This window comes from Stenotrophomonas sp. 05L413, from assembly GCF_056397945.1.
On the sequence record NZ_JBFTOL010000005.1, the window covers coordinates 166681 to 187222 of the forward strand.

17 protein-coding genes are annotated in these 20542 nt (G+C 68.3%); 7 read left to right on the plus strand and 10 right to left on the minus strand.

The features are described from left to right. Positions 1 to 32: 32 nt before the first annotated feature. The 9 genes from AC1DIQ_RS12770 to AC1DIQ_RS12810 all read right to left on the minus strand — a co-directional run bounded on the left by AC1DIQ_RS12770 (position 33) and on the right by AC1DIQ_RS12810 (position 12619). The gene (locus tag AC1DIQ_RS12770; RefSeq protein WP_478050165.1) at positions 33 to 1862 is read right to left on the minus strand and encodes a hypothetical protein; all 1830 of its coding nucleotides are present in this window, start codon (positions 1860 to 1862) and stop codon (positions 33 to 35) included. After that, complete coding sequence (locus AC1DIQ_RS12775) at positions 1859 to 4036, minus strand: hypothetical protein (RefSeq protein ID WP_478050166.1); 2178 nt, start codon at positions 4034 to 4036, stop codon at positions 1859 to 1861. The genes AC1DIQ_RS12770 and AC1DIQ_RS12775 overlap by 4 nt, the downstream gene beginning before the upstream one ends. Then, positions 4033 to 5151 carry a BatA domain-containing protein gene (locus tag AC1DIQ_RS12780; protein ID WP_478050167.1) on the minus strand — a complete coding sequence of 373 codons (1119 nt, stop codon included), beginning with the start codon at positions 5149 to 5151 and terminating at the stop codon, positions 4033 to 4035. Before AC1DIQ_RS12780 ends, AC1DIQ_RS12775 begins: the two co-directional genes overlap by 4 nt. Further along, a complete protein-coding gene (locus tag AC1DIQ_RS12785) occupies positions 5148 to 6044 on the minus strand; it encodes a DUF58 domain-containing protein (RefSeq protein WP_478050168.1) in 897 nt (298 codons plus the stop codon). The genes AC1DIQ_RS12780 and AC1DIQ_RS12785 overlap by 4 nt, the downstream gene beginning before the upstream one ends. A 10-nt stretch (positions 6045 to 6054) precedes the next feature. After that, the gene (locus AC1DIQ_RS12790; protein WP_478050169.1) at positions 6055 to 7038 is read right to left on the minus strand and encodes an AAA family ATPase; all 984 of its coding nucleotides are present in this window, start codon (positions 7036 to 7038) and stop codon (positions 6055 to 6057) included. Between the two features lie 61 nt (positions 7039 to 7099). Continuing rightward, positions 7100 to 7801, minus strand: a complete 702-nt coding sequence (locus tag AC1DIQ_RS12795) for a DUF4159 domain-containing protein (RefSeq protein WP_121043952.1) — start codon at positions 7799 to 7801, stop codon at positions 7100 to 7102. Positions 7802 to 7868: 67 nt separating this feature from the next. Then, a complete protein-coding gene (locus tag AC1DIQ_RS12800; RefSeq protein ID WP_121043955.1) occupies positions 7869 to 9203 on the minus strand; it encodes a TldD/PmbA family protein in 1335 nt (444 codons plus the stop codon). 20 nt (positions 9204 to 9223) lie between these two features. Further along, positions 9224 to 10858 carry a TldD/PmbA family protein gene (locus tag AC1DIQ_RS12805; protein WP_121043958.1) on the minus strand — a complete coding sequence of 545 codons (1635 nt, stop codon included), beginning with the start codon at positions 10856 to 10858 and terminating at the stop codon, positions 9224 to 9226. A gap of 132 nt (positions 10859 to 10990) precedes the next feature. Continuing rightward, complete coding sequence (locus AC1DIQ_RS12810) at positions 10991 to 12619, minus strand: TldD/PmbA family protein (RefSeq protein WP_478050170.1); 1629 nt, start codon at positions 12617 to 12619, stop codon at positions 10991 to 10993. Positions 12620 to 12763: 144 nt separating this feature from the next. Between AC1DIQ_RS12810 and AC1DIQ_RS12815 the strand changes: the two genes are divergently transcribed. The 3 genes from AC1DIQ_RS12815 (at position 12764) to AC1DIQ_RS12825 (ending at position 15149) form a co-directional block, all read left to right on the plus strand. Further along, positions 12764 to 13387: a DUF938 domain-containing protein gene (locus AC1DIQ_RS12815; protein ID WP_478050171.1), complete on the plus strand. Its 624-nt coding sequence runs from the start codon at positions 12764 to 12766 to the stop codon at positions 13385 to 13387. A gap of 92 nt (positions 13388 to 13479) precedes the next feature. Next, positions 13480 to 14118 carry a tetratricopeptide repeat protein gene (locus AC1DIQ_RS12820; RefSeq protein WP_121043964.1) on the plus strand — a complete coding sequence of 213 codons (639 nt, stop codon included), beginning with the start codon at positions 13480 to 13482 and terminating at the stop codon, positions 14116 to 14118. A 113-nt stretch (positions 14119 to 14231) separates the two neighbouring features. Next, positions 14232 to 15149 (plus strand): AEC family transporter, encoded by a 918-nt coding sequence (locus tag AC1DIQ_RS12825; protein ID WP_461769772.1) that lies wholly within the window; start codon positions 14232 to 14234, stop codon positions 15147 to 15149. 10 nt (positions 15150 to 15159) lie between these two features. Here the strand turns inward: AC1DIQ_RS12825 and AC1DIQ_RS12830 are convergent, their stop codons facing one another. Next, positions 15160 to 16644 carry an AAA family ATPase gene (locus AC1DIQ_RS12830; protein WP_152153833.1) on the minus strand — a complete coding sequence of 495 codons (1485 nt, stop codon included), beginning with the start codon at positions 16642 to 16644 and terminating at the stop codon, positions 15160 to 15162. A gap of 132 nt (positions 16645 to 16776) precedes the next feature. Here AC1DIQ_RS12830 and AC1DIQ_RS12835 point away from each other — a divergent pair, with 132 nt between their 5' ends. Genes AC1DIQ_RS12835 through AC1DIQ_RS12850 form a run of 4 tightly spaced genes read left to right on the plus strand, consistent with a single transcriptional unit; the run spans position 16777 to position 20529 of the window. After that, on the plus strand, positions 16777 to 17409 hold the full coding sequence (locus AC1DIQ_RS12835) for a ParA family protein (RefSeq protein ID WP_121043973.1): 633 nt from the start codon (positions 16777 to 16779) through the stop codon (positions 17407 to 17409). 13 nt (positions 17410 to 17422) lie between these two features. After that, on the plus strand, positions 17423 to 17899 hold the full coding sequence (locus AC1DIQ_RS12840; protein ID WP_121043976.1) for a SixA phosphatase family protein: 477 nt from the start codon (positions 17423 to 17425) through the stop codon (positions 17897 to 17899). Positions 17900 to 17941: 42 nt separating this feature from the next. After that, entirely contained in the window at positions 17942 to 18499 is a 558-nt protein-coding gene (locus tag AC1DIQ_RS12845) for a YceI family protein (RefSeq protein ID WP_259462215.1), read from the plus strand. Further along, positions 18496 to 20529 (plus strand): phospholipase D family protein, encoded by a 2034-nt coding sequence (locus AC1DIQ_RS12850; protein ID WP_121043982.1) that lies wholly within the window; start codon positions 18496 to 18498, stop codon positions 20527 to 20529. Before AC1DIQ_RS12845 ends, AC1DIQ_RS12850 begins: the two co-directional genes overlap by 4 nt. The last annotated feature ends 13 nt before the right edge of the window (positions 20530 to 20542 follow it).

Sequence of the window (20542 nt, forward strand, 5' to 3'; positions counted from 1 at the left end):
CTCGCACTGTGGGACTCAACGCTGTGCGCGCGTCAGCCTGCTGTCACCCCCCGTCGTCGCTCCAGCCACCACAGCAACCCTGCCGCCAGCACGAAGGCGAGCAGCCACGGCCACCGTGCGCCCGGCGTCTCGACCACGACAGCCGATGAAGCGGCGGCGCCGGTGGCCAGGCGCTGGGCAGTCGCATCGCGCAGCTGCTGACGATACAGCGGTCGCGCGCTGGCCGGATCGAACACGTAGAACGCGTGGCGGCGTTCGCCCTGCTGCAGCTGATGCCAGCCCGGCTGGTTCGGCCAGTAGCCGGCGCAGCGCTCGGGACCGCTCGCCGGATCAAGCTGCAGGGGGATGAGCGCGCCATCCGGTGCACGCACCTGTGCAGTCACCTGCAGCTGGCACAGCGCCATGCGCTCGCCGGCCCACGGCGTGTGGGTGCCGATGCGTGGCACATCCGCGGCAGGAAGCGGGCGCGCCACGCTGGCCAGCACGCTGCTCCACACCTCAGCGTGGCGATCGTCGCGGCCGGCCAGCACCAGTCGATAGCTGTCGGTGATGGGCAGGAGCGCAACGCGGCCGCGTCCGAGAACGCGGTAGCCGCCGACGGCAGCGCCCTTGTCATCGTGCAGCAGGGCGGCTGCATCGGTGGCCTTGACAGTCAACTGCTCCAACACTGGCAGCGCAGCCTGATGCGAGGCGGTGTCGGCTTCATCGACGTAGGCGGTGGTGTCCGACGCGGGCCGCTGGGGGCCACGGCGTGCCTGCAGCAGAGCGGCATCGGCGTCGGCCGGCAGGGTCAGGGGGGCGGCCTGGTTGTTGCCGCTGACGGGCATGCCCCAGCCGCGCAGCGCCTGGCGCGCGCTGTCGCTGAGGGGGGCACTGGTGCGGACGAGCACGCCCAACCCGGCGCGGATCGCCTGCTGCAGTGCGCTGCGTTGCGCGGCCGACAGCCCGGCCAGGCTGCGCTCATCCAGCAGCACCACATCGGTCTCGGCCAAGGTGGCAGCGGTAAGTGCGATCGGTGCATCGCCAAGTGATACGCCACCGCCCGCGTTGGCCTGCGCCTGCACCCGCAGCCCGGCATCGGTGGCCCAGCGGCGCAGGTACTTGAACTCCGGGCCGGGTGCACCGGCCAGCAGCAACAGGCGAGGCGTTGCGGCGGCGGCGGTGTCCACGGGAACGGCAAGCGTATCGATCACATGCTGTTCGGCGTCGAGCAGGCGCAGGCCGAACACGCTCTGTCCGGCAACGCGGGCCACACCGCTGAGTTGCACCTTCCCTTCGGCATCCGGCGTGGCCCTGTCGATGACCACACCGGCGGGATCCACCAGTTCGGCGCGCGCGCCTGGCACGCCCTGCGTACGCGCGCTCACGGTGAACACCGCACCGGGCGCAGTGACCGCCGGCGGCTGCAGCGCGATCCAGCCCTGCGGCGCGTTGGGCGATTCGATACGCACGCCACGGGGCAGCGCGACATCGCGATCGCGGGCCGACAGGCCATCGCCGATCAGCCGAAGGGAAGTGGCACCCGGATGCTGGCGCAACACGGTGGCCAGGTCGGGTGCTGCGAGGGCGTCTGCCACCTTCGTCGCTTCCGGCAGCGCGACCACGGTCTCGCCCGGCGCCGCCGACCAGCGCACCTGATCGGCCGCGCCAGTCAGCACGCTCAGCTGGCCACCGGCCATGCGCTGCATCGGTGGCACCAGGGTCAGGTAGAGCAGTACGGTCACCACGGCCTGCAACAACAGCAGGGTGACGAACACGCCGCTTGCCCGCGCCGGTCCACGCCACTGCTGCCAGCACAGACGCGCACTGGCCAGCGCCAGTACGGCGAGCAGCGCGATCAGGATCCAGCGCGGTTCGCTCACGGTGAGGCCTCCAGGGCATCCAGGTAGCGCTGACCCATGGCATCCGGTGCGATGCGACGAGGGACCTGCGGCAGCGGCCGCAGCAGCGCACGCCACAGCTGCGCACGCAGGGCCTGATGGCAGTCGGCGCAGTCCGGGGTGATGCGCAGTGTTTCGATGGCGGCGGCCAGGCCCAGCGGGTCTGGCAGGCGTGCTTCATTGCGCCGCAGCCACTGGGTCAGTGCATCCAGATCCGGCGCGCTGGCGGGATCGGCAAGCTGCTGCCAGACCTGCACGATGGCCTGGTCGGGTGCTTCCAGCGCACGCAACGGCAACGTGCGGCTGGCCAGGTCGGCGCGCTCGCCGGTCATGCGCCGGCCCTCGTCGATCGGCGGGAGCTCCGGGCCGACCCGCGCCAGGTAGATGCGTTCGGCCTGCTGCACTTCCTTGATGAAACCCAGCGCCTTGTAGGCGTAGGGCAGGGCGCGCTCGGGCTGGCCCTGGCGCAGCTCGCCTTCCGACGACCACATCTGATCGAGCGCCGCCTTCAGCGTGGCGCGCGTCTTGGGATCGAGCAGGGTGGCCGCCTCGGCGTGATCGTGGGTATGGCCGTATTCGGCGAGCACATCGGTGGCGCTGCCGAACACCGCAGCGCTGCCGTCGGTCGTGGCGCCGTGGTCGTGGCCGTGATCATCGTGCCCGCCCTGCGCCTGGGCCTTGGCAGGGTCGGCATCGTGGCCGTGATCGTCGTCGTGCGCGGCCGGCGGCGTGTCGCTGGTCGGCAGGGCATCGCTGGTCGGCGGTGGCTTGGCCCCGCCTTCGCTTTCCTCGCCGAGGAACTGGCCGTAGCGCAGGCGCAGGATGCGCTGGTCCACGCCAATCGCATCGGCGCGTTTGACGAATTCCTCGGCCGGCAGCTTGCCGCGCAGTTTGATCAGCGCCTCGGCGTCGATGATGATCTGGCGCTGGCTGCGGAAGTACGCCGGCAGGGTTTTCTTGACCATGCCCTCCATGTCGGTGCCCTGGATCTCCGCGGCACTGGGCAGGCGCAGGATCACGCTGCTGCTCTGAGCCGTCTGCGCGGTGGGCGTGTGGGTGTCGCGCACGGTCAACTGGGCGATCACGTCGTTGCCTTCGGTGGCGCCCAGCGCGGCGAGATCCAGCGTGCGGGCGAAGCGCCGCTGCGTTGCCGGGCCGGTGCCGGTCAGGGTGAAGGTCTGCTCGCGGAAGGTGATGTTCTCGCCGCTGCCCTGGGCCAACGTGACCTTCAACTGTGCGGTGGCGACCACACCGTAGTCGTCGCTGGCTTCGAACTGCAGCGGCCACTGGCGCTGGCCGGGCGTGCCCAGCACGAGGCTGCGGTCCGGGGCGATCACACGCACCACCGGGGGGCGATCGGGCACCACATCAAGTCGATACAGGCGGGTGTCGCGCAGGGCGGGTTCGGTGACCACGCGGTACAGCGCCGGACGTGTTGCGGTCCACTGTGCGGTCCACTGTTCGCCATCGCGCTGCAAGGCGATGCGCTGGCCATCGTGGAACTGCAGGGTCGCGGTCTTCGGCTGCGCGGAGAAACGCAGCGACCAGTGCAGGCGGCTGTCCTGCGGGACCTTGCCATCCAGCGCGCTCTGCACGCGCGCGGGCTGCCCGGTGTAGGAAGGGGCGGTGATCTCCAGCCGGGTGGAACGCAGCTGCGGCGGTTGCGCCGGTGTGGCCGGCGGTGCCGCGGCGCTTGGGAACAGTGGCGCCGCGTTCTGGTCGCGCGGCCAGCCGAAGGCCAGGGCCATGGCCAGCAAGGACATCACCGCCGGCGCCAGTACCCAGCGCCACGGCCAGCGGGGCCGCAGCTCGGGCAGGCGCGACTGCAGTGCCGCCTCGACATGCGAGCGCTGGCGCTGCTGCAACGGGTTCAAGGTGTCGGGGGTCGCGAACAGCAGGTCGGCACTGTCCTGCGCCACCGCGTGTTCATCCAGGCGGCGAACCAGCCAGTGGCGATCGAGGCGGCGCGCGCGCCAGGTGGCCAGCCCGACGCCGACCAGCAACGTCAGCAGCAGGATCACGGTGAACGCATTGAACCCCGCGATCCGCCATGCAACAGCACTGAGTGCCAGCGCGATCGGTACCGCGACGACGGCGGTGATCCACCACTGGCGCCGGCGAGCGCGCTGCCAGCCGCGCTGGATGATGGCGTTCATGCCCCTGCTCCACGGCGCGGCGAGGTGGCCACCACCCGTTCCAGCGCAAACAGCAACACGATCAGCGCCAGCAGCCAGGGGGTCAGCTCACGCGGCAGCGGACGCGGCGTGGCGCCACCGCGCACTGGCTGCTGTGTCGCCGCGGCTGCGAGCGTGGGCGTGGCGGGTGCGGCGACGACCGCCAGCAACTGGCGCGGGAAGCCGGGATCGCGCAGCACCGGCAGCGCCGTCGGCGTCAGCGGCGCAGTGAAACGCAGCAGGCGACCACTGCCCTCGAGCCGCTGTTCCAGTACCAACGTGCCGTCCGCATCGCGCAGGGCGGGAGTCCAACCCTCCCCAGTAGAACCCGACGCGACCAGCGCGCTGCCGCCCTGGCGCACCCACGCTTGCCAGGCGGCAGGCAGCGGCGCAGCGGCGAGCCACACGCCGATCTGCCCGGCGTCCGGGGCGGTACCGGCACCGCGTGCGGGAGACAACCCCTGGTTGGACCATGCGCGCTGGAACGCGGCCAACACGCGTTGCTCGCCTTCCGCGATCTCGCCACCGACCTGCAGCACAGGCAGTGCCGCCGTGCGCGCGCGGGTCGGTGCCATGAGGATCGGCCGCCAGTTCACGGCACGCGACAGGCGCGGGCGCTCGCCATCCAGCCCGGGCATCGGGTCAGGCACGTATACCGTCAGCGATGCGCCGGCGGGCAGGCGCTGATCCAGCTCGCGCAGCAGGCTGGCCAGCGGTTGATGGGGCGCCGGCGCGCCGTCGGCCAGCGCAGGGAAGCCAGGCGCGAGCCATCGCCAGTCCCCTTCGGCATCCTGGCCACGCAGCGCCGCCCCGTCCAGACCGGGGGCGACCACCGTGACCGCGTGGGTATCGGCCGCGCCCCCGTGCAGCGCCGGCCGCGCCAGCAGCAGGGCCAGCGCGGCAAGCAACAGCAACCGCACCAACAGCAGCGGCCACTCATCGAAACGGACGTTCTGGCGCGGCCGGATCCGGGCCCGCAGCCAGCGCAACGCGGCGAAATCCAGCGGCGCATATTGGTCGCGCCGCGCCAAGTGGATCAACAGCGGCACCAGCCAGGCCGCCAGTGCGAGCAGGCCGAGCGGGAACAGCAGGCTCACGCGCCACCTCCGGCGCCGAGCAGCACACGCAGGGGCTGATCCAGCGGCTCGTCGAGATAGCCGCTGGCGTGCACGATGCCGCTGCTCTGAAGACGCGCCTGCAACGCACGCTGCGCAGCGTCGAAGCGGGCCAGGTAGTCGTCTCGGATCGCACGGCCGTCCCCCAGCAGTTCTTCGCCGGTCTCCGGATCGCGGAAGCGGTGGCCCTGGGTGAACGGGAAATCGCGCTCTTCGGCGGTCAGCAGCTGCAGGTGCAGCACTTCGCGACGGGCGGCCGCCAGCCGTTCCAGCAGCACGATGCCGGCCTCGTCGAAACCATCGCCCAGTGCGACCAGCAGATCGCCGGCCTGCACGCGCTCCCAGATCGGCGCCAGCGAGGTCACCGGCGGCCAGCGGTCACTGGCCTGCAGCTGGCGCAGCAGCAGGTGCACGCGGTCACGTTGGCGCGGGCCGTGCCCGGCGGGCACCAGCTGCACGCCGCCGCCGCTGACCACGATCGCGCCGAAGCGGTCGCCCTGCTGCAGGGCCAGTTCCACCAGGCAGGCGGCGGTCGCGCAGGCGTGGTCCAGCCGCGACCACTCCGGCCGTGCACGATCGCGCTGCCGCGCCGAGGCGGTCGCATCGATCAGCACCCAAGCCGTGATCGGGCTCTCGCGCTCGGATTCGCGTACGAAGAACCGGTCCGAGCGCGCGTAGAGCTTCCAGTCGATCTGGCGCAGCTCATCACCGGGTTCGTAGGCACGGTACTGCGCGAACTCCAGCCCGGCACCGCGGCTGCGGCTGGCGTGCTGCCCGATTCCGTGCGCACCGCGCGCACGGCGTGGCAGCAGCCGCAGCGCCTTGAGGCGGCTGCGGACATCGGCGGGGATCGCGATCGGTGCGTTGCGGCTCACGGCGTGTGGATCACCCCGGGAACGGCACGGCCTGCAGCAGCGCGGCGACCACATCGTCAGCGCTCTTCTGCTCGGCTTCGGCGGCAAACGACAGCAACAGCCGGTGACGCATCACCGGCGCGGCCAGCGCCTGCACGTCCTCGCGGGTCGCGGCAAAGCGGCCCTGCAGCAACGCACGCGCCTTGGCCGCCAGCACCAGCGACTGCCCGGCACGCGGGCCGGCGCCCCACTTGATCCACTGGTTCACCGCCGCCGGCGCATCGCGGCCAGGACGGCTGGCACGCACCAGGCGCGTGATCCAGGTGAGGACGTCTTCGCTGATGTGGACCTGGCGCACCGCGGCCTGCAGCGCCAGTACCTCCTCGGCGTCCATCACCTTGGGCACGCTGCCACTGGCGCTGCCGGTGGTCTGCAGCAGGATGTCGCGCTCTTCCTGCTCGGTGGGGTAGTCCACCCGTACGTGCAGCAGGAAGCGGTCGAGCTGGGCTTCGGGCAGCGGGTAGGTGCCCGCCTGTTCGATCGGGTTCTGCGTGGCCAGCACGAAGAACGGTGCGGGCAGCGTATAGGTGGTGCCGGCGTAGCTGACGGTGCGCTCCTGCATCGCCTCCAGCAGCGCGGCCTGGGTCTTGGGCGGGGTGCGGTTGAGCTCGTCGGCCAGCAGCAGGTTCGTGAAGATCGGGCCCTTCTGGAAGCGAAAGTGCCGGTGCCCGGTGCCGTGGTCTTCTTCCAGCAGCTCGGTGCCGAGGATGTCGCTGGGCATCAGATCGGGCGTGAACTGCACGCGCCGGAACTGCAGCTCCAGCGCCTGCCCGAGCGAGCGCACCAGCAGGGTCTTGCCCAGCCCGGGCGCGCCTTCGAGCAGGCAGTGGCCGCCGGCCAGCAGGCCGATCAGCAGCTGCTCGACCACCGCGTGCTGGCCGACCACGGCCTGGGCCAGCGCGCCGCGCAGCTGCTGCAGTTTGGGAAGAAGGGCATCAAGGCGGTCGGTCGTCATAAGGCACTCGCAGGATCGGCGTAGAGCCACGCCATGCGTGGCTGAAAAAGCAGGAAGAAGCTCAGCTGTTCAACGCATACATCACGATGTTGACGGCGAAGCGGGTGTTGTCTTCGGCCAGGAAGCGCTTGTTGCGCCAGTCGTAGTCCCACTCGCACCCGTAATCCTTGTTGCTGTAGAGCACACCCAATCGACCATCGATCTGGATGCCTTTGAGGTAATCGTGGACCAGATCATCGCCCCAGCCATTGAGCTCGAACCCGGTGGCCGGTGGGCCCTCGGGGAAGCGGAAGAAGCTGCGGTACAGCGCATGATTGTTCGGGAGCTTGCCCAGCGCCCTGGGCCCGAACAGCTTGGCCATCTGCGCTTCGAAGGAGGTGGCGAACAGGCCGTCGATGTCGTGGTTGCAGTCATCGACGAACACGAAGCCGCCATTGCGCACGTAGCGTACGAAGTTCTGCCGTTCGGCTGCATTGAACTCGACCAGCTTGTGGCCGGCCAGGTAGCAGAACGGCGCCTCCAGCATGCGCGGATCGGACAGCGCGATCACGTGCTCGGTCGGGTCCACGCGCAGGGAGGTGTAATCGATCAGCGAGGTGATCACGTTGGATGGCATGCGCGCATCCACGTCCCAGTCGCCGGAGTCGTACTTGAGGCGGGTGAACCAGAAGTCGTAACGCCCGGCCTGGGCGCGTGCCGGCGCTGGCAATGCCGCGAAGGCGGCACTGCCCAGCATCAGGCGCAGGAACTGTGCGCGGTTCATCGCCACGCACGTTCCCGGGTGTCACCGGCCAGACAAAGAGACGGCCAGTGGCCGTCACGACCGTTCATCAGACCGCGTCGGACAACGAGGTGAAGGTGAAATCGCGCAGCTTCATCGGCGGAATCATCATCACCAGGCTGGACTCGTCACCGGCCACACGCACCGGCTTGCCCAGCTCTTCGATGTTGTTGAGCATGATCACCGGCGACTCATTGAAGCGGAAGTTCTTCACCGGGTGCTTGATCTGGCCGTTCTCGATGTAGAAGGTGCCATCGCGGGTCAGGCCGGTCAGCAGCACGGTCTGCGGATCGACCATGCGGATGTACCAGGTGCGGGTGACCAGGATGCCCTTCTGGGTGCCACGCACCAGTTCGGCGGTGCTCTTGTCGCCACCGGCCATCAGCAGGTTGCCCGGCCGCGCGTTGGCGGTCTTGCCCTGCTTCTGCGCCCAGAAACGCGAGTAGTTGAGGTTGGCGATCCTGCCGTCCTTGATGATGTCCAGCTTTTCGCGCGGCTGGCCTTCGTTGTCCCACGGCAGCACGGCCGCGTCCGGGTGCCACGGGTCGGCCACCATCGTCACACGCGGGTCGTAGACCTGTTCGCCGAGCTTGTTGCCGCCGCCCTTCTTGGAGAGGAAGCTGCGGCCTTCATCGGCCGAGCGCGCATCGAAGAAGTTCATCATGAAGCTGATCAGGCCGGCCGCCGCCGCCGGCTCCAGGATCACCGTGTACTTGCCCGGCTCCAGGGCCTTGGCTTCGGCCGATTCGGTAGCCTTGCGCATGGCGATGCGGATGTCCTGGTCGGCCTTGAAATCGGCCGCGTCCTTCACACTGCGCCCCACCCAGCCCGAGCCACGCCCGTCTTCGGTACGCACCGTGCAGGTGTAGTTGAAATTGGTGCCGCGCTGGTAGCCGAAGTTGCGGTTGCTGTTGGCCGTTGCATAGAAGCTCTGGCCATCTTCCAGGAAGCCGGCGGCGATCAGGCCGTTGCCCCGGCAGGGCGCGATCGAGTCGGCGGCGACCTTGGCGCGGAAGGCCGGGTCGATGGCCGCGGTCGATTCGCTGAAGGTCGGGCTGGCAGTGTAGGTCTGCTTGCCGATGGCCGGCATGAACTCGGGGTTCTCCGGGGCCAGGCGGGCCAGATCTTCGGCACGGCGCACCACGCGTTCCAGCGCGGCGTCGTCGAACTCGTTGATCGAGGCGGTGCCGACGCGCTTGCCGAAGGCGACCGTCACGGCCAGCTCGGTGTTGTCGACGATGCCGCTGGTGGAGACATTGTTCAGTGCGAAACGGATGTTGCCGTCGATCGAGCCGGCCAGCACGGCGGTGCACTCATCGGCCTTGGAGAGCGCGATGACCTTGTCGAGGATGGCCTTGGCCTGGGCTTCGGTGAAGATACTCATGGATTGGGGCTCCTGACCGGTCAGCCGAGGCTGCGCGCGGTGTTGATGACGTTGATGCCGTTGAAGCGCGCGGTGGACGAACCGTGCGAGACCGCCGAGACCTGGCCGGGCTGGCCCTTGCCGTCGAAGAACGAACCGCCCAGGCGGTAGTCGCTTTCATCGGCCACGGCGGTGCAGGCGTTCCAGAACTCCGGCGTGCGGATCTGGTAGGCCACGTCCTCGAGCATGCGGGTGATCTGGCCGTTCTTGATTTCATAGAACAGCTGGCCACCGAACTGCGCGTTGTAGCGCTGCTGATCGATGGAGAACGAGCCGTCGCCGATGATGTAGATGCCGTTCTCGACGTCCTTGATCATGTCGGCCACGCTCAGTTTGGTCTTGCCCGGCGCCATCGAGACATTGGCCATGCGCTGGAACTGCACGCTGGACCAGGAATCGGCGTAGCAGCAGCCGTCGGACTCGGTCTTGCCCAGGATATGGGCCTGGTCGCGGATGGTCTGGTAATCCACCAGCTTGCCTTCGCTGATCAGATCCCAGCGCTTGGTCTTGACGCCCTCATCGTCGTAGCCGACCGCACCGAGGCTGCCCGGCTGGGTCTTGTCGGCGAAGATGTTGACCTTGTCGCTGCCGTACTGGAAATGCTGCTCGCGCTTGTCCAGCGTGGCGAAGCTGGTGCCGGCGTAGTTGGCTTCGTAGCCGAGCACGCGGTCCAGCTCCAGCGGGTGGCCGACCGACTCGTGGATGGTCAGCCAGGTGTGCGACGGATCCAGGATCAGGTCGTACTTGCCCGGCTTCACCGACGGTGCCTTGAGCTTTTCCTGCGCCTGCTTGGCCGCGGCGATCGCATCGGCCTTCATGTCATAGGAGTTGCGGTAGTTGACCACGCCGTTGGGCGAGACCGCCTTGCCGGTGCCGACGCCATCAAGGTACTCGTAGCCCAGGCCCATCGGCGAGGACAGCCCGGAGCGGGTGCGGAACTTGCCGGTGCTCTTGTCGATCGCGGTGACCGTCATCGGTGCCCAGATGCGGTGCACATCCTGGTCGATGTAGGAGCCATCGGTGGAGGCGAAGTACTTCTGCTCGTTGACCAGGAACAGCATCGAGTTGACGAAGCTGGCGCCGGCGCCCATCGCGCCTGCATTGACGTCCAGCAGCAGCTCGACCTTCTCCTTGATCGGCACGTCCATCGCGTTCTTGCGGATCGGGGTGCGCCAGGACACTTCGCCCACGCCGGGCGCGGCCGCCAGCTGCACCGGGGCGGTCTGCACGCCGGCGTTGGCCTTGGCGATCGCAGCGGCCTGCTGCGCGGCACGCGCCACATCGGTGGTGCCGAGCTGGTTGGTGGCGGCAAAGCCCCAGGCGCCGTTGACGATCACGCGGATGCCCACACCGGTCGATTCGGTGTTCACCACGTTCTGGACCTTGTCCTCTCGGGTGATCACGTACTGGCGCAGGTAGCGGCCGATACGCACATCGCAGTAGGTCGCACCGGCCTGCCGCGCGGCGGCCAGGGCGGCATCGGCCAGGCGCTTTTTCAGCGCCGGATCGAGTGCGCTCTGCAGTTGCTCGGCGGCAATGACCTTGCCGAAGAACGACGGCACGATCAGTCCGCCAGCGGTAAGCCCGGTCAGGGCGAGAAAGTCACGTCTTTGCAAGGCAGCTCTCCACGTCGGTGTGGGGGTGGCAGGGAAACAGCGACATCAGGGCGACCGCCGCGGCGGCACAGCCGATTCTTGCGGCCGTACGGGCGCCGCGGTAGTGACATTCGGCATGGAGCGGGGACAGGCTCATCCCAGGCTGCGTGCGGTATTGATGATGTTGATGCCATCGAAGCGCGTGGTCGATGAGCCATGCGAGACCGCCGAGACCTGGCCCGGCTGACCCTTGCCATCGAAGAACGAACCACCGAAGCGGAAATCGCGCTCGTCGCAGATCGCGCTGCAGGCGTTCCAGAACTCCGGCGTGCGGATCTGGTAGGCGGCGTCCTCGACCATGCCGGTGATCTCACCGTTCTTGATCTGGTAGTACAGCTGGCCACCGAACTGCGCGTTGAAGCGCTGCTGGTCGATCGAATAGGAGCCACGGCCGTGGATGTAGATGCCGTTCTCCACGTTCTTGATCATGTCGGCCACGCTCAGCGGCGCCTTGCCCGGCGCCAGCGACACGTTGGCCATGCGCTGGAACTGCACGCTCGACCACGAATCGGCGTAGCTGCAGCCGTGGCTCTCCTTCTCGCCAAGAATATGCACCTCGTCGCGGGTGGCCTGGTAGTTCACCAGGATGCCGTCCTTGACCAGGTCCCAGCGCTTGGTTTTCACGCCTTCATCGTCGTAGCCCACCGCACCCAGGCTGCCCGGGGCGGTCTTGTCGGCGAAGAAGTTGACGATGTCGCTGCCCCAGCGGAAGCGCGCATCGCGCTTGTCCAGCGTGGCGAAGCTGGTACCGGCGTAGTTGGCCTCGTAGCCGAGCACGCGGTCCAGCTCCAGCGGGTGGCCGACGTTCTCGTGGATGGTGAGGAACAGGTTGGATGGATCCAGCACCAGGTCGTACTTGCCCGGCTTGACCGACGGCGCTTTGAGCTTCTCCCGCGCCTGGCGGGCCGCGGCGATCGCATCCTCCACCGGATCGTAGGAATCACGGTAGGCGACCACGCCGCCCGGCAACGCGATCTTGCCGCGCGCGTCGCCATCGAGGAACTCGTAGCCCATGCCCATCGGCGAGGACAGCCCGGCGCGGGTGCGGAACTTGCCGCTGGTCTTGTCGATGGCGGTCGCGGTGAAGGGCAGCCAGATGCGGTGCACGTCCTGGTCGATGAAGGAGCCATCGCTGGAGGCGAAGAACTTCTGCTCGTTGACCAGGAACAGGGTGGAGTTGATGAAGTCGGCCCCGGCATTGAGCGCAGCCGCGTTCAGTGACAGCAGCATGTCGACCTTGTCCTTGAGCGGCACCGCCATCGCGTTCTTGCGGATAGGGGTCTTCCAGCTCACGTCACCCACGCCAGTGACCGGCGCCAGCTGCACCGGACGGGTCTGGATGCCGGCGTTGGCGCGGGCGATCGCTGCGGCCTGCTCGACCGTGGCCAGCACCGCGGCCGGGGTCTGCTGGTGGGTGGCGGCAAAGCCCCAGGCACCGTTGACGATCACCCGGATGCCGATGCCCGAGGATTCGCTGTTGGTGACGTTCTGGACGTTGGCCTCGCGGGTGATGACCGCCTGGTTGAGGTAACGGCCGATACGCACGTCGCAGTAGCTGGCACCGGCGCGCTTGGCGGCGGCGAGCGCGGCCTCGGCCAGCGCCTTGCGGCGGCCCACATCACCCGGCTCGAGCAGCTGCTCGGCGGCGATCAGCCGGCCATGCGGCAGTACCAGGCCCGCCAGGCCCATTCCAGACAGCGCTAGAAACTCACGACGTTGCACAGCTCACATCCCCCAAGGACGGCCGACGGCACGCAGGCCGCCGACATTGGACAAGTCTTCGACTTTCGGTGGCATCGCGTAGTGGCACAAGTGACTGCGGTCATGGTTGGATGGACATCGATTCCCTGCCGATGTGACATTCCGATGAGCCAGATACGCTGGTCCGAGGCCTGCGACCGCAACCGCGCGCCGATCCTGGCGGTGCTGCAGCGCCACCTCGCCGCCCGCCACCGGGTGCTGGAGATCGGCAGCGGCACCGGCCAGCATGCCGAACACTTCGCTGCGGCATTGCCCCACCTGCAGTGGCAGGCCAGTGATCGTCCCGAGCACCTGCCCGGCATCGCCGCCCGGCTCCAGGCCGCCGGCCTGCCCAATACACCGGCGCCGTGGCCGCTGCAGGCGGCGCTGTCGCCCGCGCCCGGGCTGGGGCCGCTGCCGGACGCGCCGCTGGCGTTCGATGCGGTGTTCACTGCCAATACCCTGCACATCATGAGCTGGGCGCACGTGCAGGCGTTGTTCGCCGGGTTGCCTGCCGTGATGGCCGCGGACGCCGTGCTGTGCGTCTACGGCCCGTTCAACGCCCACGGTGCCTACAGCAGCGACAGCAATCGCCAGTTCGATGCGTGGCTGAAGGCGCGCGATCCGGCCTCGGGCATCCGCGATGCCGAAGCGGTGGATGCACTGGCGGCCGGGGTGGGCCTGCAGCTGGCCGAGGACGTGGCGATGCCGGCCAACAACCGCCTGCGGGTCTGGCGGCGCGCCGGGTAGATCCGACCGTTGGTCGGCCGCGCTTGGTGCCGGGCGTGCGCTGCGGTTAGGATCAGGAGGGGAGGTTGTTGTGACAACCTGGGGGAGTTTGCATGGCAGTTGCAAGACAGATGCTGGCCGGCGTGATGCTGGCCATGGGGGCTTGTGTGTTCAACGTGTCGGCGCAGTCGCTGCCGGCGGTGCAGGAGTTCTACTTCGACAATGATCTGGCCGCCGCCCCGATGGTGGTGGTGCAGGGAGAGGGTGGGGATCTCGTTGACCAATTGATGAAACACCGCGAGCGCGGCCGCAAGACGCTGGAGGCCACCGTGCAGCTGGCGGGCGTAGCGATCGCGCAGGGCCGGCCGGAACTGGGGCGCAGTCTTTACGAACAGGCCGCCACGACCGCGTCGGCCAGTTCGGTGCTGGGCCGTTCCGTGCGTTGGAACTATGGCTGGGACCTGTTCCGCCTCGGCGAGACCGACGCTGCACTGGCCCAGTGGACGGCGGCCCAGAACACGCTGCGTGGGAATCCCGGGTGGGTGCCGCCCACCTTCGCACTGGCCCTGTGGACGCTGGGCCGCAAGGCCGAAGCCGTGCAGTGGTATGCCGCAGCCGTGCGCACCGAGCCTCAGCAGTGGAGCGGAACGGATCGCTATGCCGAACTGCTGCCGGGCTGGCGCGACAGCGAACGCAGTACGCTGGCCGAGATCCAGCGGGCGTGGGCGGAGAAGCCGCCCGCCTGGCCGTGATCGGGTCGGGCGGGCCCGCACATACGGGCCTGCCCCTTGGCGGGGCCGCCGTACCCTCCCGTTTCGACCATGGTCGGGGCGGCGGCCACTGCCGGATCGGCTAGGCTGTCGCGATGGCGTTCGATGCATTCGCTCTCATCCTGACCATGCTCGGCCTGGGCATGCTGTTCTCGCGTCTGCGCGCGCTGCCGGACAACACTGCCGATGTGCTCAACCGCATCGTGCTGTACGTCTGCCTGCCGGCGGCGGTGCTGATCTACGTCCCACGGCTGCATCTGGATATCAGCCTGATCGGGCTGGTCGCCACGCCGTGGCTGTTGATGCTGTGTACGCTCGCCGCGGTGAGCCTGGCTACGCGCGTCTTCGGCTTCGCCCGCGACGTGCATGCGGTGCTGTTGATCTGCGTGGCGCTGGCCAATTCCAGTTTCATCGGCTACCCGATGGTGCGCGCGCTGCTCGGTGATCACGCGCTGCCCTATGCGGTGGTCTATGACCAGTTCGGCACCTTTGTGCTGCTGTCCACGTTCGGCCTGTATGTGATCGCGCGCTACAGCGGCGACACCCCGCCTACCGCCGCACAGATCCTGCTGCGGATCGCGAAGTTCCCGCCGCTGTGGGCGTTGCTGTTCGCGTTGACCCTGATGCCTGAGCAGCCACCGGGCTGGATCGGCACCGGGCTGAAGCAGCTGGCCGATGCGATGCTGCCGCTGGTGATGCTGGCGGTGGGTTTCTCCATCCAGCTGCGCCTGCCACTGGATGAGCTCAGGCCACTGGGCATCGGGTTGCTGCTGAAGCTGCTGGTGATGCCGGCACTGGCGCTGCCGATCTCCTGGGCGTTCGGCCTGCACGGCACGATGCTGCAGGCCAATGTGCTGGAGTCGGCGATGCCGACCATGATCACCGCCGCCGCACTGGCGATGTCCCATCGCCTGGCCCCGCGCCTGGCCGCCGCGCTGGTTGGCTACGGCATCCTGCTGTCGCTGGTGACGCTGCCGGCGTGGGTGTGGGTCTTGCAGCACCTGCCGGCGTAGCGCCCCGGCGTCACACGTCCGCGCTGACGGTGCGCCCCCGTGCCCACTCGCGCAGCGCGGTGACCTGTTCGGCCATCAGCACCGATAGCGGCCGGCTGCCGCGGATCTCCTGCATCAACAGTTCGGTATCCAGCACACGCGATTCGGCATGCGCGGCGTACAGCCCCGACACCACCGCCTGTTCGATCTCCGCACCGGAGAAGCCATCCGCCGCGGCCGCCAGCGCGGGCAGCGCGAAGTCGTCGGCATTGAGCTGGCGCTTGCCCAGATGCAGGCGCAGCAGTTCGACCCGGGTGTTGGCGTCGGGCAGATCGACGAAGAAGATCTCGTCGAAACGGCCCTTGCGCAGCAGCTCGGCCGGCAGTTCATGCACCTGGTTGGCGGTGGCGACGATGAACACCGTGCTCTTGCGCTCGGCCAGCCAGGTCAGCAGGTGGCCGAGCACCCGGCGCGACACGCCGCCATCTTCGCCGCCACTGGCCAGGCCTTTCTCGATCTCGTCGATCCACAGCACGCAGGGGGCCAGCTGCTCGGCCGAGGCGAGCGCGTCGCGCAGGTTCTTCTCGGTCTCGCCGTGGTACTTGTCGTACAGGCTGCCGAAGTCCAACCGCAGCAGCGGTACGCCGAAACCGGCCGCCGTTGCCTTGGCCAGCATTGATTTGCCGCAGCCCTGCACGCCGAGCAGCAGCATGCCCTTGGGCGGGTCCAGGCCGGCCGGGCCCGCGCCGCCCAGGAACACCGGCCGGCGCTGGTTGACCCAGCGCTTGAGCCGGTTGGCGCCCGCCACATCGGCAAAGCGGGTGGTGTCGTACTCGTAGTGCAGGTGGCCGGCGCGGTTGAGCAACTCGAACTTGAGCCGGGCCAGCTGTGGCAGGTCGTCCTGGCTGAGCGCGCCATCGGCGAAGATCAGCTGCCGGGCGATCCGGCGCGCGTCGACCAGGCTCAGCCCGCGCAGGTTGTGCAGGATCTTCTGGACCGCCTCGTTGTCCACCTCCACGCGCCGCCCGCCGTTCTCGCGGGCATAGGCTTCGGCTTCCTCGCGCAGCATCTTCAGCAGCGCGTTGAGGTCGGGCAGGCGCGGATTGAAGCGGGTGGCCAGCGCTTCCAGCTCGGCCGGCAGCTCGACCTTGGCCCCGACCAGCACCAGCACGTGGGCCTCGCAGTGCCGCCGCTGGATCAGGTCGCGCAGGGCGCGCTGGTGGCTGGCATAGCCCAGGTAGGGGTGGAAATCGAGCAGCAGATAGATACCGCGCTGCTCTGCCTGGCGGATCATCTGCAGGGCCGAACTGGCATCGGGCGGGCCGACCGGGTCGTCCTCGCGGTCCATGTCGATCCGGCGCAGGCCCTCGGTGATCGACCAGCGGTGCAGGGCCCGCCAGACATGCATCAGGGTCTGGCGGAACAGCTCCACCACCCGGCCCTCATCCTGGGTCTCGATGATGATCAGCGGGGTGTTGGCGCGGATCAGCGCGCTCAGGTCCTGTAGTTCGCTCATGCTGGCGGTCAGTCCATTGGAACCATCCACGATAGCAAAGCCGTGGCCGTCGGTTCTGGTTCAGCGCTGCGACTATCTCCGTCACAGGCGCCGGTGTAGGCTGCGGGAACGTTCCCCGGAAGCGAGGCTTGCATGAAGACGATCCTGGTGGCCGGTTCCAAGGGCGGGGTGGGCAAGACCACCGTCGCCACCCACCTGGCGGCGCATTCGGCATTGGAAGGCAAACGGACCGTCCTGGCCGATGCCGATCCCCAGGGCTCCAGCACCCGCTGGGCGCAACGCCGCTCGGTTCTGGAAAGCGCCGTGCTGCCGATCGACGTGTATCGCAAAAAGAGCTGGGAACGACTGGTTCCCGAGGGCACCGACGAGGTCATCATCGATGCTCCGGCCGGTGCGATGGCCGACGATATTCCGCATTTCCTTGATGTTGCCGATGCGGTGGTGGTCCCCGTGCTGCCTTCCGCGCTGGATATCGAAGCCATCGTCGGCTTCCTCAACAGCCTGTCGCGCGTGCCCCGCGTCCACAACCGCAGCCTGCCGGTCGGGTTGGTGCTCAACCGCACCAAACCCTGGACGCAGACCTCGCAACAGGCGATACAGATGTTGGCCGATTGGCCGTATGAGGTCGTCGCGCAGTTGCGCGACAGCCAAAGCTATGTGGTGATGGTCGGGCTCGGACGGAGTCTGTTCGACTACCGCTCGGCCCAGGTGCGCGAGCACCAGAATGACTGGGAGCCGCTGTTGAAGTGGCTGAAGAAAGCCTGACACGAGAGATCCCATGCGAGAACTGATACTGCTGCGTCACGCCCATGCTGAAACCGCCAGCACCGGCCAGGCCGATCTGGACCGCCCGCTGTCGCCGGTCGGTCTGGCCGAAGCCGAGGCCGCCGGCCGCTGGCTCAAGGAAAACAATCTGCTGCCGGACTGCGTGCTCTGCTCGCCGTCGCGGCGGACCCGCGAAACCCTGGAAGCCGTCCTGGGCATCACCGGCTTCGTCGAGAAGCGGCTGGAGGACGCCGTCTACGAGGCCACTCCCGGCACCCTGATGGGGTTGATCGATGCCCGCCGCGATGTGGACCGCCTGCTGGTGGTGGGCCATAACCCCGGCCTGGAGCAACTGGTGGCCCTGATGAGCGAGGGCACCAGCAGCGACTACCGCGGCATGCCGCCGGGCGGGATCGCGGTACTGGCCTTCGACCGTGAGGCCGCCATCGAGCCTGGCGTGGCCAGCCTGACCGCCTTCTGGTGGCCGTAAGCAGTGTGGGCAGTCCGTGCGACGTGGTTCGGGCTGCTGTTGATGGCAGGGGCGGTGCATGCCGCCCCGCCGTCGTCGGTACCGGCTCCGACCAGCCATGCCCTGGCCTTCGATACGGCCAGCTCGCGCTTCGGGTTTGAGATCCGCACGCGGCTGGGACAGCGCATCGAAGGCGTGTTCCCGCGCTTTGAAGGCAACATCGAGGTGCTCTCCGACGGTCGCCACCAGGTGCACCTGCGGATGTTCACCCGTTACGTGGAAATCCCCGGCAAACCCCGCTACACCGGCTGGATGCGCGGCGAGGAGTTCTTCGACTCGGCGCGCTACCCGGTGGTCGAGTTCGATTCGCTACCCTACTGGCCGGAGGTGGTGGACAAGGGCGGCAGCATCCAGGGCCGGCTGATCCTGCGCGGGGTCAGCCATCCGGAGACCCTGCGGGTCGAGCCGCCGGCCTGTGCCCGGGCCGGGTATGATTGCGATGTGGTCAGCCGCGGTACCGTCCAACGTGGCCGGTATGGAATGGACAGCTGGCAGTTAGCCCTGAGTGATCGAGTGACCTTTGTATTGCGTGCGCGTCTGAGCGAGGCGCCGAAACCGTGAACCCATTGCTGCGTCTGTTGGTGCTGGCAACGCTGTTGCTGGGCAGCGGCTGTGCCTCGCTGTCCAATGCCGAGCGTGACCGCGCGGCCGGCATCGCCGTGCAGGCGCGCTCGACCGTGGTCGACTGCGACCAACCGGATCGCTGTGCGCTGGATTCGCCGCTGCGCGCCCTCGGTGGCCGTGCGTTCGCCGAATCCCACGCCGGCCAGCCGCGCCACTATGCGACTCTCCTGGACGAAGGCGAGGTCTCGCTGGTCGCGCGGTTGAACCTGATCCGCAGCGCCACCCGCAGCATCGACCTGCAGACCTACATCTTCGACAAGGACGACAGCGCCCGGCTGGTGCTGGACGAACTGCAGGCGGCCGCCCGCCGCGGGGTCAAGGTGCGCGTGCTGATCGACCAGCTCTCGGCGATCTCCGATCTGGAGATTCTCGGCGCCCTGTCCGGCAGCCATGCGAATTTTTCGCTGCGGGTCTACAACCCGACCTTCGGCAAGGCACGCCTGAACTACTTCGACTACGCCGCCAGCGTGGTCTGCTGCTTCCGCCGCTTCAACCAGCGCATGCACAACAAGCTGCTGGTGGTCGACGATGCGTTGGGCGTGGTCGGTGGGCGCAATTACCAGGACGACTATTACGACTGGGACAGTGAATACAACTTCCGCGACCGCGACGTGATCGTGGCCGGCCCGGAGGTGCGCGAGATGGCCGCCAACTTCGATGCCTTCTGGCGCGCGCCGCGCAGCGTGCCGGCCGAGCGTCTCAACGATGTGGGGCGAACATTGCTCCGCCAGGGCGTACCGGCCATGCCGCCGGCCGACTTCCGGCGGCCGGAGCGGGTCGAGCGGGTCAGCGAAGAAGCCAACGATCCGGAGTTCGTGCGGCGTACCTTCGTGGACACCGCCCTGCCGGTGGCCTCGGTGCAGTACGTCGCGGACCTGCCACGCAAACATCGCCGCGAACGCGCCAGCCAGCCGGCCAACGGCCAGCACGTGACCGAGCCGCAACTGGATGCGTTGATCGCCAGCGCGCAGTCCGAAGTGCTGCTGCAGACCCCCTATCTGGTCCTGTCCAAGCCGGCGCAGCAGCTGTTCCGCACCCTGCGCAAGCGCGAGCAGGCGCCGCGGGTGGTGGTCTCGACCAACAGCCTGGCCGCCACCGACAACCCGATCGTCTACGCGCTGTCCTACAAGTACAAACGCCGCAACCTGCGCGAGCTCGGCTTCAACATCTACGAGTTCAAGCCATTCCCGCTGGATGCGCCGGTGGATTACCGCAATCTGCTGCCCGCACCGCTGGGGAGCGAGGTGCCGCCGTCGCAGGGCAAGCGCAGCAGCCTGCTCGGTGGCAGCGCGGCCGGCAGCAATGCGCGCGGCAGCGCCGACAACCGTGCCAGCAGCGGCCCGCGTCGAGGGAGTGCCGATCGCAACAGCGCCAGCGGTCGCCGCCGCAGTACCGATGGCAGCGAAGTCGAGCGCCGCGTGCTGCGTGCCGAAACCCGGCCCTCGTTCCTGGGCACCAAGGCGGTCAACAAGCCGCTGCCGGTCACCCGCAAGGGCGCGCGCATGGGCCTGCACGCCAAGTCGATGGTGGTGGACCGCCGCATCGGCGTGGTCGGCACGCACAACTTCGATCCGCGCAGTGAGAACTACAACACCGAAGGGGCGGTGATCATCGATGACCCGGTGTTCGCCGAGGCGCTGGCGCAGAGCATCCTGCGCGACATCCACCCGCAGAACTCCTGGGTGGTCGCGCCGCGTGCCAAGCCGCCGGTGCTGTCCGGCCTGAACTACAGCGTCGGCAAGGCCTCCGAGGCGTTGCCGGTGCTCGATTTCTGGCCGTGGCGCTACGCCACTGATTACGAATTCCAGCCCGGGCCCGCGTGCCCGGCTCCGCTCAAGCGGCAGGACCCGGCCTTCCACACCTGTTATGTCGCCGTCGGTGACTTCCCCGAAGTGAATGTCGGGCCGAAGTGGCTGCTGGTGCGCATGCTCACCGCCTTCGGCGCCGGGCTGGTCCCGATCCTGTAAGTCTGCAACCCCA

Excerpts from the sequence above, each read along its gene's own strand:
- AC1DIQ_RS12775 (WP_478050166.1), bottom strand. The coding sequence starts at position 4,036 with ATGAACGCCATCATCCAGCGCGGCTGGCAGCGCGCTCGCCGGCGCCAG.
- AC1DIQ_RS12790 (WP_478050169.1), bottom strand. The coding sequence starts at position 7,038 with ATGACGACCGACCGCCTTGATGCCCTTCTTCCCAAACTGCAGCAGCTG.
- AC1DIQ_RS12795 (WP_121043952.1), bottom strand. The coding sequence starts at position 7,801 with ATGAACCGCGCACAGTTCCTGCGCCTGATGCTGGGCAGTGCCGCCTTC.
- AC1DIQ_RS12800 (WP_121043955.1), bottom strand. The coding sequence starts at position 9,203 with ATGAGTATCTTCACCGAAGCCCAGGCCAAGGCCATCCTCGACAAGGTC.
- AC1DIQ_RS12815 (WP_478050171.1), top strand. The coding sequence starts at position 12,764 with ATGAGCCAGATACGCTGGTCCGAGGCCTGCGACCGCAACCGCGCGCCG.
- AC1DIQ_RS12820 (WP_121043964.1), top strand. The coding sequence starts at position 13,480 with ATGGCAGTTGCAAGACAGATGCTGGCCGGCGTGATGCTGGCCATGGGG.
- AC1DIQ_RS12825 (WP_461769772.1), top strand. The coding sequence starts at position 14,232 with ATGGCGTTCGATGCATTCGCTCTCATCCTGACCATGCTCGGCCTGGGC.
- AC1DIQ_RS12830 (WP_152153833.1), bottom strand. The coding sequence starts at position 16,644 with ATGAGCGAACTACAGGACCTGAGCGCGCTGATCCGCGCCAACACCCCG.
- AC1DIQ_RS12835 (WP_121043973.1), top strand. The coding sequence starts at position 16,777 with ATGAAGACGATCCTGGTGGCCGGTTCCAAGGGCGGGGTGGGCAAGACC.
- AC1DIQ_RS12840 (WP_121043976.1), top strand. The coding sequence starts at position 17,423 with ATGCGAGAACTGATACTGCTGCGTCACGCCCATGCTGAAACCGCCAGC.
- AC1DIQ_RS12845 (WP_259462215.1), top strand. The coding sequence starts at position 17,942 with ATGGCAGGGGCGGTGCATGCCGCCCCGCCGTCGTCGGTACCGGCTCCG.